The organism is Pseudomonas sp. URMO17WK12:I11 (assembly GCF_007677725.1).
Lineage (GTDB): Bacteria > Pseudomonadota > Gammaproteobacteria > Pseudomonadales > Pseudomonadaceae > Aquipseudomonas.
Genome location: NZ_VEDF01000004.1, coordinates 357,499 through 372,710 on the forward strand (window position 1 = coordinate 357,499; position 15,212 = coordinate 372,710).

Below are 15,212 nucleotides of genomic sequence, written 5' to 3' on the forward strand. Positions count from 1 at the left end.
CAACGCCACCTTAGGAATGGAAGTTAAGCAACATGCAGAAGTACTCGACATTCTTCATCGGCGGGCAGTGGGTAGCACCTGCGTCGTCCACCTTCTCGCGACTCGCAGTGATTGATCCAGCAACAGAGGAAGCATTCGCCGAGATCGCGATGGGCACCAAAGAAGACGTGGATCTCGCCGTCCAAGCAGCTTCCAAAGCGTTCGAAACTTTCTCCCAGACTACCGTCGAGCAGCGCATTAACCTGCTGGATGGGGTTCGACGCGGTTTGGAGGAGCGTCGTGAGGACATTGCCCAGATCATCAGCCGTGAAATGGGCGCGCCGATCACGTTTGCTCGCGAAGCACAAACCTTTACCTGCATCGCTCACGTAGAAGCGATGATCGATATCCTTCGCAGCTATAAATTCGAGGAATCGCTTGGCACCACGCAGATCCTCAAAGAGCCTATCGGGGTAGTAGGTCTGGTTACACCGTGGAACTGGCCGCTCAATCAAATCATCTGCAAAGTGATTCCCGCGATCGCTGCCGGTTGCACTGTCGTGCTCAAGCCCAGTGAGATCGCTCCTCTCGATGCCATCATCTTCGCCGAGATCCTTGAACATGCGGGCGTCCCTGCCGGGGTATTCAACCTGGTAAACGGCGACGGGCCAACGGTTGGGGACGCTATTTCCCGCCACCCGGATATTCAGATGGTGTCCTTCACCGGTTCGACCCGTGCAGGCATTCAGGTGGCCAAGTCCGCTGCAGATACTGTCAAGCGAGTGACCCAGGAACTCGGTGGCAAATCTGCAAATATCATTCTGCGCGGAGCGGATCTGGAACAGGCTGTGGCTACAGGTGTCACCGTCTGCCTCAGCAACAGTGGACAGTCCTGTGACGCGCCTACCCACATGCTCGTTCCTGCGGAGCACTACGAACAGGCCCTGGCGATCGCAGCCAAGGTCGCGAATGAGGCCATCGTTGGCCTTCCAAGCGACCCTGCAACCGAGTACGGCCCGCTTGCCAGCCGCATGCAGTTCGATAAAGTTCAGACCCTGATCGAATCTGGTGTCAAAGAAGGCGCACGCCTGGTCGCCGGCGGCCTGGGTCGCCCTGACCATCTGCAGGTCGGTTTCTACGCTAAGCCGACAATTTTCGCAGACGTAACTCAAGAGATGGCGATTGTACGTGAAGAAATCTTCGGCCCCGTGCTGGTGATCTCGTCCTACGACACCGAGAAACAGGCGATCGAATTCGCCAACTCCGGTCTCTACGGTCTGGCGGCGTATGTGCAGTCCAACGACAAAGCAAAGGCCAACGCTGTCGCTAGGCAACTGCGGGCAGGTTCGGTGTTTGTAAATTATCCGGACTGGGACGTGATGGCTCCATTCGGCGGCTATAAGCAGTCTGGGAATGGTCGGGAAGGAGGGCCGCACGCCCTTACGGAGTATCTGGAAGTAAAAGCAATCGTTGGCTACGGCGCTTAACGTCCCAAACCGTGGCCGGCGCTCGTTTGATGCCCGGCCCTGGTTCTGATCGCCAGCGTCGACCCGAAGCGTGAGTTAGGTAGAATAGGAAGTCGGCTCCAATGTATTCCTATGAGGACTCAATGATCAGTGGTGTAAACCATCCCCAGCGCTTAACCATGTTCGCTCTGCGCTCGGAGCAGACGTTCGGCGTTGAATCCGTGATAGCAAGATTGCGCACGGCCATCGATCTTGGGTTTCTCCAGCACGGGGAGATGCTTCCTAAAGAAGCGCTGCTCGCCAAAGAGCTTCATGTGACAGCCTTTACGTTAAGAGAAGCGCTGGCTCAGCTCCGGGCAGAAGGCATGGTGGACACGAAGCCTGGCCGAGGTGGTGGAACGTTTGTTAACCATGCTTCAAGGCTTGTGAGAGGTAAAGCTACCTCACGGCTGCGAGAGCTGTCGGCTGTGGCACTTAGGGACTTGGCAGACTGGAAGGCGATGCTTTTAGGAGAGTCCGCAGAGCTCGCAGCTACGAGAGCTTCACCGTCGAACATCGCTCGGCTCGTTGGGTATAAGGCAAGGATCGCCGATGCCAAGGATGCTTTGACAGCTTGCCGAGCCCACGCTCGATTTGACGTCGAGCTTGCATCTGTAGCTCAGTCCGTTCGACTGAGTGCTGCAGCACTACAGATTTATGAAGACTTCGGATGGTTACTGGCCCTGGCCCACGAAGAACAAGAATATACCGATCTGTGCGCCGCCACTGTCGGAGAAGTTCTTGAGAGAATCACCCAAGGTGAAGGCATAGAAGCCGGGAACGTGGCACGGTCACGGACTCGCGTGTCTTTTGACAATCTCGTACGTTTAAGATTGAAGCTGATTGCCGAAGGCGCAGAGAATATCTTAGGCGAAAAGTTAGAGACCGCGTAATGTTGAAGCCGTTGGTAGACTCAGCTAGTGCTGTTTTTGACTCAACCTTCACCGAGCTAGAAAAGCTTGCGAGTCGGTTTGAGCTTCTGATTTCGAGCTCGAAGAACACTAAGAAAAGCATTAGTGAGTCGGGGCTGTCAAAAATTCGCCCGGACATGGTTCGATCCCTAACCAGCGTGGGAGTTTATGCCTATGCGCTGGGCATCGTTCTTGATGAAGGTGTAATTGAGGATTCGCCGTTTTGGCTGAACTGGATTGAGATCGACTCGGATGGCATCATCAATGATGACTCGAATATCAGGTACCCATGGCGCGGAAATTTCTATGAGTACCCAAATGCCGATTGGATGGTGATCCCTAAGACTCAGCGCTGCCCAGCAATTGTGGGCCCTTATGTTGACTTCGATAAACACATCATTACGCTCGCAACACCAATAGTTGTACAAGACCGATTTCTAGGTGTAAGCGCCGCCGACATCCGTTTAAGCGATTTCGAAAGAATCGTGGCCACCCCGCTTTCACGCATAGGCCGAGACTGTCTGCTCTGTAATCATGAGGGACGGGTAGTGGTATCCAATACAGCCAGTGCTCCCGTAGGCTCTCTAAACCCGGCATATTTGGGTGCGGGCGAAACCGTATCGACAACCGGCTGGAGAGCAATCATTCTAGATTGAAAGAGCAGCTTGTCGCTTCCTTTCAGCAGTAGGTCTTACACGGGCTACGACGGACAAATTCCTGATTAATAGCAACCCATAAGTGTCTATAGAACGAGCAACAAAATCGTACGCCCAAAATACTGACTACCGGGTATGATTTTACGATACCTAGTGTTCATTTATTCCGCAGGACGCTGGGCTACGCGAGTACCTTTGAGCAACTGAAATCTGCCAACAACATAATAGGATAAAAATGTGAAGACCAAATTTGGCATTATTACAGCTTCGATTCTCAGCTTCTCCTCCGGCATTGTCAGTGCCGCTGAGTTGAATGATGATTTTTCGATCGCACTGACGGCTGGCGTATTCAGCGACTATTGGTCACGAGGTGTGTCGCAAACCAAAGGTGATCCTGCGCTGCAGGCCTCGGCGACCCTTATCCATTCCAGCGGTTTGTATGCGGGCGTATGGTCTTCGAATGTAGACTTCGGCAACGGCAGCAAGACTCGACAAGAAATCGACTATTACGCGGGGTACTTCTGGCAGATATCAGATGATATTTCTCTAGACCTAGCCTATTACAAATATGAATACCCCAGACAGTCTCTCTCGAATTACTCTGAATACTATGCAAAATTAACCGCATATGGCTTCAACGTAGGCGGATACTATTCAGACGATCTAAATGATGATCAGAGCTACCTTTATAGCTTTGCAGGCTACACCGCCAATCTTCCCCACGAGGTCAAGTTAGACCTAACCTACGGAAAGGTCGACTACAAAGATCCTGTTTTTGTAAATGGCAGTGGTCAGTCTCGCGACAGTTATAATCTATGGCTAGCCAAGGTCAGCAAACCACTCTATGGCTTCGTATGGTCTGCCGCGTACGGTGATACAGATCTCTCCAGACAAGAGTGCATGAACTTCAATGGTTATGACGACATCTGCTCAAGCACGGTAATTTTCGGCGTCGAAAAGTCCTTCTAAACCGAACGGGAGGGCATTCTTGCCCTCCCCTCCCCTGCATCAGGGTGTTCGCACATGTTTATGAATCTCTGCCCCCTAGGCCAACAAGCCAAAATGGCTTCGAGGCCAGGCGCATAGCATGAGCACCGCATGCAACGGCGCACAAGGCGCCTAAATGCTCAGCTGAGCCCAATCGTTCACCCATTGGCAAAACTCGCAGCCGGAAACGACGCGTAAATTTTAGTCGGTGTAGGGGTATGGTCTAGGTGACGTACGGCTGGAGCTCGCTAGCTCGTGCTTGCTCGGAGTCGATTCGAACTCGCTGGGCCGACCAGTGATAGAGGCTGGCATTCGCATGCCCCAATATCAGCGTTGGCAGATGCCGCCTGGGATGAAAAGGCTATAGGGTTTGAGACCAGCCCAAACGCTCGCTTTGGGTTTGCGAGCATCCGAGATTTCTCATAGCTCCAGTCGCAGCGTTTTGGCCCATCCATGGGAATGCGATGGCACCCTCAATTCACATCCAGCCCCAGCTTAAAAACCCATCATGCATATTTCAAAACCTAGTGGTATCATTTTCTGACCACTCGGTATTTTTGCTATTCCCCTCCCCTAGCAATGCCGAGCCTTCCATTGCAGTCAGGCCCCCACATGATTTCTCTGAAGAACATAGAACTGAGATTGGGCACCAAGGTGCTTCTGCAGGACGCCACCATGACTGTCAATGCCGGAGAGAAAGCCTCTCTGATCGGAAGGAACGGTGCGGGGAAATCAACACTGTTTTCGCTTTTATGCGGCGCGCTTCATGAGGAGGCCGGCAAGGTCGAGCTACCCCGCCAGTGGCGTATTGCCCAGGTTGACCAGCACATGCCGGAGACCTCGGATGCTGCGACAGACTTTGTGCTTCAAGGAGATACCGTCCTGATGCATGCGAGAGCGGAGCTGAGACGTGCGACCGATCGCGACGACGGAATGGCAATCGCACAGGCGTACGGTGACCTTGCTGATGCCGGCGACCATGATTCAACGTCCCGAGCTCAATCTCTCATCCTGGGCCTTGGCTTCAAACCGAGCGACCTTGAAAAACCAGTGAATAGTTTTTCGGGTGGCTGGCGAATGAGACTACAACTGGCCAGGGCACTCATGAGCCCATCTGATCTGCTGCTGCTGGACGAACCGACTAACCATCTGGATCTTGATGCTCTGGTTTGGCTTGAAGAATGGCTCAAGAAATATGAGGGCACATTGCTGGTCATCAGCCACGATCGTGAATTCCTGGATGCCGCTACCCAGGTCACCATTCACCTTGAGCATGCGCAACTCACCCGATACAGCGGCAACTACAGCGCATTCGAACTCCTACGCGTGCAGAAGCTTGAGCAGCAACAAGCCGCTCACGAAAAGCAGCAGGAAAAAATGCAGCACCTGCAGAAGTACATTGATCGATTCCGCTACAAAGCCACCAAAGCCAGGCAAGCTCAGAGCCGTATCAAAGCGTTGGAGCGCATTGAAAAAATCAGCGCCGTGGCCGCTGACGCCGAGTTCACGTTCACTTTCAAAGAGCCCGACCATCTACCAAACCCCATGATCGCGATTGACGACGCTGACTTCGGCTACCAGACGTCCGATGGAAGCCCTGATCGTAAAGTTCTGTCTCATGTCCGCAAAACCATAATGGCAGGCCAGCGGATTGGGATTTTGGGTGCGAACGGCCAAGGCAAATCGACTTTCATCAAGTCCATCGCGCGTGACTTGGAACCCCTTGCTGGATCGATCACCGAGGGAAAAGGGCTGACGATCGGCTATTTTGCCCAGCAAGAATTGGACGTCCTGGATCCTGAGCAGACGCCGCTGCACCATATGCTGGAGCTTGCACGCAAATCAGGGCAAGCCGGTCAGAGCGCCAGGGAACAGGAGCTGCGGAATTTCCTAGGCACATTCAACATTAACGCAGGCATGGTGACCCAGACCGTTAGTACATTGAGTGGTGGCGAAAAAGCACGCCTCGTGCTTTGCATGATTGTCTGGCAGAAGCCAAACCTGCTGTTACTCGATGAACCGACCAACCACTTGGATCTCGCTACTCGTGAAGCTCTCTCCCTTGCACTGAACCAGTTCGAGGGAAGCGTGATACTTGTGAGCCACGACCGGGCCTTGCTTCGCGCTGTCTGCGATGAATTTTGGCTTGTAGGTCGAGGAGAGGTAACCCCTTTCGAAGGTGACCTTGAAGACTATCACCGCTACCTAGTTGATGAGTCCAAACGCAGCGCCGAGGCTAGACGGGCCGCGCATCCCGCTGTCGAACGCCCCGTAAAAACTGCACACCAACCTCACGCCTCAGGCTCGAAGCGATTAAAAAGCATCGAGCGTGAATTGCAAAAAATTGAGCAGAGGCTTACCCAAGCACAAGAGAACAAAGGTCGGGCCGAAAGTCGGATGTGCCCCATGCTGTCCTACACAGAAGTTCAGACCATCACGCTGGAATGGGAAACCATGGGCAAGCTCATTGGAGAGCTCGAAGAACAATGGTTGTTATTGCAAGACGAAGCTGAAGAATTATGCGCCAAGCGCTAGATCGCATTTACACCCTTAGGACACAGCCGAGCGATCTATAAAGAAAACAATAGTCACCCGTGCGAGCGAGGTTGGCCGCACTGATGATCCTTGCAACCATTCGAAGAATCAAACTGCCGATCTAGAATAACAAACACAGGGGCCAGAATCAGATGCTTCACAACCTTGCAATCAAAACCAAGATCACACTCGCTTCTTTAACCATCATATTAATTGTAATAAGCATTATTACATGCATAGGAATATTAAAAAATTCTGAAAACAACGACCTAATATACAGCAGCAGCAATGAGATAATTTCTCAGAACATACAACAAGTCTTAGATTCAAAGTCTGCCGAACAGACAGAAAAAATCAGAAGCACTTTCAACAGCCAGATCAACCTCGTTGAGTTCCTCGCCCACCAGACCTCCTCGATGCAAGCGCTCATCACCAACGGAGCAGATGCACGTAAAATCCGCTTAGAACAGAACACTCTGCTCAAAGATCTCTTCGAGGCTCACCCTAATATCCTGGGGCTCTGGATCATCATGTATCCCAATCAACTAGGTGAGGACAGCAACTTCGTCAACGCGTTGACAGCGGGATCCAATGAAGTGGGTAGATTTTCCAGCTATTGGGTGAGGCCTGACGGGCGATCTGTCAACCTGGCCACAAAAGAAGATAGCTTGAAAGACACGACCGTAGGCGACTCCGGCTATCCGGCCAACTACTACATGACATGCCCCGACACCAATAGGAGTACCTGCGTCTTGGAGCCGTTCTACGGTTCCGATTCGGGTACAGAGATTTTTATGACCAGTTTTTCGACGCCGATCATCGCCGACGGTAAGGTCATCGGAGTTGCTGGTATCGATGTTTCCCTCTCCTCGCTACAGGCAATCGCCGAAGAAGCTAAGCGCCAGCTATACGATGGAAAAGGCAACCTGGTCATTACCACCAGTCAGGGCCTAATCGCCGCGAATAGCGCTGATCCTGCGTCGATAGGCAAGAAAATGGAGACTGGCAATAGTTCAGGCCCTAACCCCTCAACTGCTACACAAAACGCGCCACTGAAGGTTACCAAGAATCTGGAAGTGGGCAGCACTGCTCCCTGGAAGATAAGTGTGGAGCTCCCGAGCGAGGTAGCCAGCGCAGACTCACTCGCACTAAAAAAAGCCCAGTCTGACCTTCAGCAAGCCTCCACGGTATTCTCGACACTCATTGCCGTAATCGCTGCCCTAGTCGGAGCTGTGGCCATGTGGTTCATCGCGGCAGGCCTGACAAAACCTATGAGCGGTGTAGCGGCAATGTTGAAAGACATTGCTGAAGGCGAGGGAGACCTGACCAAGCGCTTGCATTACGCCAGTACAAACGAGCTTGGAGAGCTGGTGCGCTGGTTCAACCTGTTCCTAGACAAGTTGCAGCCCACCATTCAGAAGATCCGATCAGCCACCGTAGAGACACGCTCAACTGCCAGTCGGTCTAATCAAATAGCCAAAGAAACCAGCATGGGGATGCAGTCGCAGCTGCGGGAAATCGAACAGGTTGCCACAGCCTCCCACGAGATGAGCGCCACTGCACATGAAGTGGCGGCCAGTGCAGCCAGAGCAGCAAGTGCGGCCCAGGGTGCGGATGAGTCTGCCAAGCATGGCCTGCAAGCAATCGCGCGCAGTACGCAAGATATCACCGGACTGGTGGAGACCCTGTCTGCCGCAATGACGGAAGCACGGTCGTTATCAGAAAATAGCGAAGAGATCGGAAGCGTTCTGGAGGTCATCAGAAGCATCGCCCAGCAGACTAACCTCCTCGCCCTCAATGCCGCGATCGAGGCGGCACGCGCAGGAGAAAGCGGGAGAGGTTTTGCTGTCGTGGCGGATGAAGTACGGAACTTGGCCATGCGCACGCAAGAGTCCATTGAACAGATCCGGGAGGTGATTGAGCGCCTGCAATCCGGTACCGAGGGCGTGGTCAACTCCATGCAGAGCAGCTACACCAAAGCTGAAATCAGTCATGAGACGATCCAGGCGACGGCGCGCTCGTTCGGAACCATCAGCGATGCTGTTTCCGTGATCAGCGAGATGAATCTCCAGATTGCCGCTGCCGCTGAAGAACAAAGCGCCGTTGCAGAGGACGTTAATCGCAACATCACGAACATCCGGCAGGTCACAGATGAGTTGAGTATCAGCGCCACAGAGACTGCGGCGATCAGCGAACATCTCAGCTCTCAAGCAGACCTTCAGTTCAGCCTGGCAGAGCAATTCAAATCTTAAAACCCATGGGCCCTCACGGGCCCTTTTTTCTCGGTTTGCTCTCCCTTCAGGCCACCAGGCACGTCGCAACTGCAATGCCCACGCTGTGGAAATTGGGGTCTGCTCGGCATCACTACATGGGCAGAAGTCAGCTAACAATGTGAGCTTCAGGCCCCTTCGCTCGCAGAAGTGAACCGGCAAGAATCATGCATGAGGCTAGCGCAACGTTGAATGCGCTGTTCAGGTGTTGGAGACCTTACCGGCTCGATCAAATTCGCCTTGCACCGCGCCCAGCGAGACAATGATGAGCCTGGGATCCAGGAGTGCCAGCGGATAGGCCATCGAGCATGCGGCCAGAAGTGGTCAACAGAGCTCATCAATGATCCATCTACGTTGTGCCTGCCAGCCGAAGCGCCATTCCTTTCAGAGCTTCAATCGAATCCTGAAGCTTTTCCCCGCTGATAGTTGAGTTATTTATCAACTCATCAAGCATCGCGACGATGGCTTTCGCAGCGAAACGAGCATCTTGGTCGGGAAAGACCTGCGTCGCTTGTCCGTAAGCTAACAGCTCCCATAGCCGAGTCACTTTACGATCTCGAAGCACATTGAGCTCCGATAGTATGCCACTATTCAAGAGATGACCTTCGCGACGGAAAAGCATATGGTGCAATCTGTACTTGAGCCCACAGCGAACATACGCTTCGACGTAATTCTCCACAGCTTTCGATGTAGGGACTTTCCTTTGGCTTGCAGTGCTGACCTCCTCTAGTAAGCTGCTCGCCGCGCTCATGAACAAGTCTGCCAACAGCTGTTCCTTTCCCTCGCTAAGCTTATGAATTGACCCTAGCTTAATATTGGCCAGGGAGGCAATTTGGCGCAAACTAACCGAGGCATAACCGAATTCTAGAAAAAGAGAGAGCGCTGCTTGCTGGACTTCGTGCTTTCTGCCCGGCAACTGATCAGCCTCGATGCGATCTGTTAAATAGTGAAGATATGATTTCGGAAGATAATGCATCTAAGAATCCCGTTCAAAAAAAATGGGCTACCTACGCTAATAAATACTAACGCAGGAGCCCCAAAACGAAGATAGAGACGAGCAGCGGCAAAAAAGCCTGACCTATATGCTGGTACATAAGGCGGGAAAGCTCCCAAGCTAATATGCCAACGCAGCAGTGATGCAAACTAACAATACCAAGTGGTATTTTTGTTAGTCAACCTCATCAGCCGCTATTTATTAGGCACTTTCGTACCGAGATAAATGCTTTTCATAACGCCCTACGAACACGGTCGCCGGTACGCATACCGCCGCATACATCAGCCCGGTTAGCAACAATACCGACATATATTCGAAGGATGCAGATCCAATGTCATTGGCCACGCCGACAAGTTCGGGCAGCGCAATAGTGAAGCACAACGATGTGGTTTGCAGGATCACCAGAGAAAAGCCAAGCAGTGGCGGCAGAGCGATCCTCATCCCTTGAGGCAAGATTATGATCTTTAATGCATCCCAGCTGCTGAGTCCTAAGGTGCGAGCCGCCTCTCGCTGGCCCTGAGGTACTGCCCCCAGTCCTCCGCGAATGATTTCACTGGTGTACGAACCGGTACTCCAAGCCAACGCAAGGATTGATGCGGTGAAAGAAGGCAGCGTGAGGCCAGCGCTAGGCAGTCCGAAGTAAAAAAACTGAAGCAGGATCAGCACCGGCCCTCCGCGTCCGACCTCGATGAAGATGAGCGCGAGTGCACGGTTGAGCCGTTTTTTCGATCCTACCCACAGCGCGAATAACAACCCCAACGGAATCCCTATCACTAGGCTGATGGCGGTGACCTGCAGGCTCAGCCAGTAGCCATCCATCAGTTGAGGGAACCACTCAATCCAGCGGTCAATGAGCTCCATTACCGTTCAACCTTTGCACGAAGGTGAATATCAAGCTGTCGCGACAGCAGGGCCATAACAACGCTCACAACGAAGTACAGTAGGCCCGCGATGGCGTACACACTCAGGCCTCGGAATGTCTCCTGAGAGATATGGTTTGCGACCTGAGCCAGTTCCGACACACCGATAGTGGACGCAATGGCGGTGTCTTTCAGCAGGCCGATACAATAGGTACTCGCCGCTGGAACCGAGATCCGTACTACCTGGGGAACGATCACATGGACGTACTTCTGCCAGGTACTCAACCCCAGCACCTTTGTAGCTTCATACTGCCCTTTCGGTACTGCACTCAACGCTCCACGATAGATCTCGGCCATGTTAGCGGAGGTGATCAATGCCAAACCGATGATCGCTGCCACGAATGGACTTAGCTGAATCACGTACTGGCTGAATGCGAAGAAAATGAAGAACAGCCAAACAATTGGCGGAATTGAGCGCAAGGTCAGAATGATCGCGATGGCGATATTCCGAAGGATCTTGTGCTTGGAGATCCTCATAGCGCAGATCGGAATCCCCAGGATCGCTCCCCCCAGAAACGATCCGGCGGTGAGGGCGATCGTCCAGGGCAAGGCAGCGAGCATCGCCGCCAAAATTTGACTTGTTTCCATCACCGATCCCTCACGGCGGTCAGAAACTGTTGTACCCGTGGGTGCTGGGGATTACGCATGACATCGACGCTGCGCCCTTGCTCGATGATGCCGCCATCAGCCATTACCACCACGCGATCAGAGACGTTTTCTGCGAAGCGCATTTCATGCGTCACGACAATCATCGTCATACCTTCGTTGGCCAGCTCACGCATGACCGCGAGTACTTCCAGTCCAACTTCGGGGTCAAGTGCAGAGGTCGGCTCGTCGAAGAGCATGACTTCAGGATCGAGAGCCAGGGCGCGCGAGATCGCAATCCGCTGCTGTTGGCCACCGGAGCACCGGGAAGGGTACATGTTGGCTTTCGAGGCTAGGCCTACCCGCGTCAGGAGCTGCATGGAACGCTCGTCAGCTTCCTTGGCGCTGCGTTTCAGCACGCGGCGCTGGGCCAAGCTCACGTTCTCCAGAACGGTAAGGTGAGGAAAGAGATTGAAAGACTGAAAGACCATCCCGAGCTTTCGGTTCAGAAAAGCCAGCTGTTGCTTCGTGGCTCCTTTGCTAGCATCGATCGTCTGCCCACCAATGCAGATGGTGCCCTCTGTTGGCGGTTCAAGCTGGTTGATGCATCGCAGAAAGGTGCTTTTACCCGAACCACTAGGGCCAATGATCGCCACCACTTCGCCCGATGCCATCGAGAAGTCAACGTCATGGAGCACTCGAACGGAACCGAAGGACTTACCTAGGCCTTGTACAGTCAGGATAGGTGAGGCGTTTTCTCGGCGATTCATGTCTTTTATCTGCGCGACTTTAGTCATTTTTTCTCTGTCTTATTAACTGAATCTCTATGCCTGACCTGGAGTCGAGGCACATCACGGCAGCATTGCTAAATACAATCCCTGTTCGAGGTTATGCGGGTTATTTTCTTATCTTCAATGCGGGGCATACCTGCCCCGCGCGCTAACAATCAATTAGCTTGAAAACTTTTGTAAAGTTCAGGTCGGCGGTCTTTGAGGTGCCGAACCTCTCCACGCTCGCGGGACAGTCGCAGAGTGGCGAGGTTGAGATCTGCATGGATCAAACCCTCCTCACCCTCGCTGAAATCGGAAACCGCGTAGGTACCGTCCTCGACATTCATCCGGTTGTCGATCGGGCAAGCGATGAATGCTTCACCCGTCCCATTAACTGGGTAGTCGTTTGGAATGCCCAGATTGCCTACGAGTGGTGAAACGCAAACATAGATCTGGTTTTCGAGGGCCCTAGCGTGTGCGCTGTACCAGCTGCGCCAAGCCCCGCGCTTCTCCGTCAGGGTCGGCACGAACAGGACTTCGATGCCTTCAGCCACCAATGCTTGGGTGAGCTCCGGATACTGCACGTCATAACAGACGAACAAACCGCATTTCACGCCATCGATCTCGAACGCCGACAGGGTTTCGCCACCTGTGCTGTTGATGGCGCGCTCCCCACGGGTCAGGTGAATCTTGTCCTGACGCAACTGGGAGCCATCTGGGCTGAACACGAAGGCGCTGTTAAGACCCTTACCGTCTTCCTCATGCCAGAAGGTGCCGCCCACCAGGTAGATGTCGTGTTTCTTCGCCAAAGCAGACATCAGATGCTGGAATTCCGGGAGCATCGGGCTGAACACTTCACGGTAGAAGTCCGAAACTTTGGAGTTGTCGATTTCAGCAGCGGTGCCATGAGTCCACAGCAAGCCCATTGCCAAGAACTCGGGCAAAACCAATACCCGGCTGCCTGCAGCCTTGGCATCCACAACGAAGCGCTCAACGTGCTCGGCAAATTGCGCAAACTGCTGGTAGTGCTGGATACGGAATACTGAAACGGATACTTTCAAATTGTCAGACATGTGCTTTCCCCTTCCACAGCTTCAGCAGTTCTTTTTTGTCGATCTTGCCGGTGTTTCCAAGTGGCATCTCTGCCAGCGCAATGAATTCACTTGGCACTTTGAACTCAGCCAGCACCAAACGGCAGTATTCAGCCAGATCTTCTGGCTTAGGTTGAGTCCCTTGAGCAGCGACGAGGTACGCAACAGGCAGCTCGCCGAACTTCTGGTCTGGAACGCCAATCACAGAGGCCTGCACGACTTGTGGGTGAGACAACAACGCCTCCTCTACCTCAGCCGGGGCAATGTTGGCTCCGCCTTTGATGATGATGTCCTTAATCCGGCCAGTCAGGTAATAGAAGCCTTGAGCATCGACATGCCCAAGGTCGCCGGTGCGGAAGAAGCCGTCAACGAAGGCGGCAGCGCTCACTTCAGGCGCCTTGTAGTAGCCAGAGGTGGTAGCTGGAGCGCGCACCAGAATTTCGCCAGTCACGCCTGGGCCAACCTCTTGACCGTCACCGTCAACAATCTTGATCAATACGCAAGGGCTTGCTTTGCCGATCGCGCCTGCAGGCACTGGGGTGCTATCCCCGGAAAATTTGCCAAATACCGGTCGCACCTCAGTGAGTGCGTAATAGTCCTGGATCTCGACACCGAACTTGCTCTTGAAGCGGGCGCGCAGGTCGCTTGCCAATGGAGCGCCCGCCGAGATGACAGCGCGCATGGAGGACAAGTCGAAGTCCAGCCCGTTCTGCTCTGCGTATTCCAGCATCATGGAGAACATGGTTGGCACACCTTGGAACACGGTGACGCCATGCTGGACGAAGGCCTCAAGGGCTTCTCGCGGGTGGAACCGACGCTGGATGATCGTCTCGCACCCGGCTTGCAGTGCCATGGATGCAGCGGTCGAGAGCCCGTAAAGGAAGCCCAGCGGGAGCGCGACCAGAACCTTGTCATTTGGCGAAACTTCCCACATATCGATCAGCGACGCGTTGCCTGCCACCTCAGCCGGCTGATTGTAGAGCACCGCTTTCGGTACCCCAGTGGAGCCCGAGGTGTAGATGATCAAGAAGTCGTTCTTGATCGCCTCTGCCTGCTCGACCTCTTCGGCGGCGGCCAGGGTATTGCTGAAGAACTCGCTGACTTCAATCAGGCTGCAGGCTGTATCACCAACCGCCGTAACGGCGTTCTCGCGCAGCTTCTTGTCAGTGAACAAGAATTTTACGTCTGCGTGGCCCAGGATGTAGCTGACTTCAGCTGCACTGAGCACCGCATTGATCGGAACGAATGTCCCGCCCATCTTCGCCATGGCGTAATACAACACCATGATCTCAATATTGTTCTCGCAGTAAACCGCGATGGTTGTATCAGCGCTGACGCCTGCATGTTTCAACAGGACAACAGCTCGATCAATTTCGCGCGCCAACGCACTATAGCTGAGCACTTTGTTATCAAACCGCAAAGCAACGCTATCGCTTCTCTCAGTAGCGTGCTCTTCGACAAAACCTACGATCATCTTGCAAAACCTCAAAAATAGTACGTTAGCGGGCGGCCAAATCAATTACTCAGGCTTGCAGTGCATCATAACCTTCCACTCACCTTCTTGAACCGACTCGCCGCGCTGGTTCACCAAGGCCACCTGGAAGTTGACGATACCCACGCCTGGCTTCTTGGTTTCACGCTTGGAGCCGACCTTCTGATTGACGTGGATAGTGTCGCCGATTTTGATCGGGCCACGCAGATCCCAGGTCATACCGAGGAAGGCAATTGCAGTACCTTCCTTGATACCAAGACGGCTTTCCAGACCGGTCGCGATCGCGAAACCAGCTGGGCCATGCAGGATACGACCGCCAAAGACGGTGTTCTTGGCGAACTCCTCATCAGTATGCACCGGGTTATGGTCACCGGTCAGAGCAGCAAACATCACGATGTCTGCTTCAGTGATGGTGCGACGTGGGGAGTTCCACTCCTGACCTTCAAACAGCTCATCGAAATACAGAGCGTTTTGGCCGATACCAGCTTCTTGTTTAACAGCAGCAGTCATGATTATC

General features: G+C 53.4%; 12 protein-coding genes and 2 pseudogenes. 7 read left to right on the forward strand and 7 right to left on the reverse strand.

Translation table 11 applies throughout. The features are described 5' to 3' along the window. Window positions 1-32: 32 nt before the first annotated feature. From FS665_RS10405 to FS665_RS23910, 7 genes and pseudogenes are all read left to right on the forward strand, one after another. On the forward strand, window positions 33-1,466 hold the full coding sequence (locus tag FS665_RS10405; protein ID WP_088523312.1) for an aldehyde dehydrogenase family protein: 1,434 nt from the start codon (window positions 33-35) through the stop codon (window positions 1,464-1,466). Window positions 1,467-1,588: 122 nt separating this feature from the next. Further along, complete coding sequence (locus FS665_RS10410) at window positions 1,589-2,377, forward strand: FadR/GntR family transcriptional regulator (RefSeq protein WP_088523360.1); 789 nt, start codon at window positions 1,589-1,591, stop codon at window positions 2,375-2,377. Continuing rightward, window positions 2,377-3,051, forward strand: a complete 675-nt coding sequence (locus FS665_RS10415) for a cache domain-containing protein (protein WP_140174190.1) — start codon at window positions 2,377-2,379, stop codon at window positions 3,049-3,051. The genes FS665_RS10410 and FS665_RS10415 overlap by 1 nt, the downstream gene beginning before the upstream one ends. A 237-nt stretch (window positions 3,052-3,288) precedes the next feature. Continuing rightward, window positions 3,289-4,020, forward strand: a complete 732-nt coding sequence (locus tag FS665_RS10420) for a TorF family putative porin (protein WP_088523314.1) — start codon at window positions 3,289-3,291, stop codon at window positions 4,018-4,020. 630 nt (window positions 4,021-4,650) lie between these two features. After that, window positions 4,651-6,573, forward strand: a complete 1,923-nt coding sequence (locus FS665_RS10425; RefSeq protein WP_145187331.1) for an ATP-binding cassette domain-containing protein — start codon at window positions 4,651-4,653, stop codon at window positions 6,571-6,573. A gap of 530 nt (window positions 6,574-7,103) precedes the next feature. Next, window positions 7,104-7,967: pseudogene (locus FS665_RS23905) on the forward strand (HAMP domain-containing protein); the annotation flags it as partial. Window positions 7,968-8,234: 267 nt separating this feature from the next. After that, window positions 8,235-8,825 (forward strand): annotated as a pseudogene (locus tag FS665_RS23910) (methyl-accepting chemotaxis protein); the annotation flags it as partial. 367 nt (window positions 8,826-9,192) lie between these two features. Here the strand turns inward: FS665_RS23910 and FS665_RS10435 are convergent. The 7 genes from FS665_RS10435 to FS665_RS10465 all read right to left on the reverse strand — a co-directional run bounded on the left by FS665_RS10435 (window position 9,193) and on the right by FS665_RS10465 (window position 15,205). Beyond that, window positions 9,193-9,819, reverse strand: a complete 627-nt coding sequence (locus FS665_RS10435; protein ID WP_088523317.1) for a TetR/AcrR family transcriptional regulator — start codon at window positions 9,817-9,819, stop codon at window positions 9,193-9,195. 219 nt (window positions 9,820-10,038) lie between these two features. Then, window positions 10,039-10,698: an amino acid ABC transporter permease gene (locus tag FS665_RS10440; RefSeq protein WP_088523318.1), complete on the reverse strand. Its 660-nt coding sequence runs from the start codon at window positions 10,696-10,698 to the stop codon at window positions 10,039-10,041. Next, on the reverse strand, window positions 10,698-11,345 hold the full coding sequence (locus FS665_RS10445; RefSeq protein ID WP_088523319.1) for an amino acid ABC transporter permease: 648 nt from the start codon (window positions 11,343-11,345) through the stop codon (window positions 10,698-10,700). Before FS665_RS10445 ends, FS665_RS10440 begins: the two co-directional genes overlap by 1 nt. Next, window positions 11,345-12,112 carry an amino acid ABC transporter ATP-binding protein gene (locus FS665_RS10450; RefSeq protein ID WP_220634175.1) on the reverse strand — a complete coding sequence of 256 codons (768 nt, stop codon included), beginning with the start codon at window positions 12,110-12,112 and terminating at the stop codon, window positions 11,345-11,347. Before FS665_RS10450 ends, FS665_RS10445 begins: the two co-directional genes overlap by 1 nt. Before the next feature lie 176 nt (window positions 12,113-12,288). Beyond that, window positions 12,289-13,185 (reverse strand): nitrilase-related carbon-nitrogen hydrolase, encoded by an 897-nt coding sequence (locus FS665_RS10455; protein WP_088523321.1) that lies wholly within the window; start codon window positions 13,183-13,185, stop codon window positions 12,289-12,291. Beyond that, window positions 13,178-14,677 carry a class I adenylate-forming enzyme family protein gene (locus tag FS665_RS10460; RefSeq protein ID WP_145187338.1) on the reverse strand — a complete coding sequence of 500 codons (1,500 nt, stop codon included), beginning with the start codon at window positions 14,675-14,677 and terminating at the stop codon, window positions 13,178-13,180. Before FS665_RS10460 ends, FS665_RS10455 begins: the two co-directional genes overlap by 8 nt. Before the next feature lie 45 nt (window positions 14,678-14,722). Next, the gene (locus FS665_RS10465) at window positions 14,723-15,205 is read right to left on the reverse strand and encodes a MaoC/PaaZ C-terminal domain-containing protein (protein WP_145187341.1); all 483 of its coding nucleotides are present in this window, start codon (window positions 15,203-15,205) and stop codon (window positions 14,723-14,725) included. Window positions 15,206-15,212: the final 7 nt, after the last annotated feature.

Coding starts and splice junctions, on each gene's coding strand:
- FS665_RS10460 (WP_145187338.1), bottom strand. CDS start 14,677: ATGATCGTAGGTTTTGTCGAAGAGCACGCTACTGAGAGAAGCGATAGC.
- FS665_RS10450 (WP_220634175.1), bottom strand. CDS start 12,112: ATGAATCGCCGAGAAAACGCCTCACCTATCCTGACTGTACAAGGCCTA.
- FS665_RS10435 (WP_088523317.1), bottom strand. CDS start 9,819: ATGCATTATCTTCCGAAATCATATCTTCACTATTTAACAGATCGCATC.
- FS665_RS10410 (WP_088523360.1), top strand. CDS start 1,589: ATGATCAGTGGTGTAAACCATCCCCAGCGCTTAACCATGTTCGCTCTG.
- FS665_RS10445 (WP_088523319.1), bottom strand. CDS start 11,345: ATGGAAACAAGTCAAATTTTGGCGGCGATGCTCGCTGCCTTGCCCTGG.
- FS665_RS10415 (WP_140174190.1), top strand. CDS start 2,377: ATGTTGAAGCCGTTGGTAGACTCAGCTAGTGCTGTTTTTGACTCAACC.
- FS665_RS10465 (WP_145187341.1), bottom strand. CDS start 15,205: ATGACTGCTGCTGTTAAACAAGAAGCTGGTATCGGCCAAAACGCTCTG.
- FS665_RS10440 (WP_088523318.1), bottom strand. CDS start 10,698: ATGGAGCTCATTGACCGCTGGATTGAGTGGTTCCCTCAACTGATGGAT.
- FS665_RS10405 (WP_088523312.1), top strand. CDS start 33: ATGCAGAAGTACTCGACATTCTTCATCGGCGGGCAGTGGGTAGCACCT.
- FS665_RS10455 (WP_088523321.1), bottom strand. CDS start 13,185: ATGTCTGACAATTTGAAAGTATCCGTTTCAGTATTCCGTATCCAGCAC.
- FS665_RS10425 (WP_145187331.1), top strand. CDS start 4,651: ATGATTTCTCTGAAGAACATAGAACTGAGATTGGGCACCAAGGTGCTT.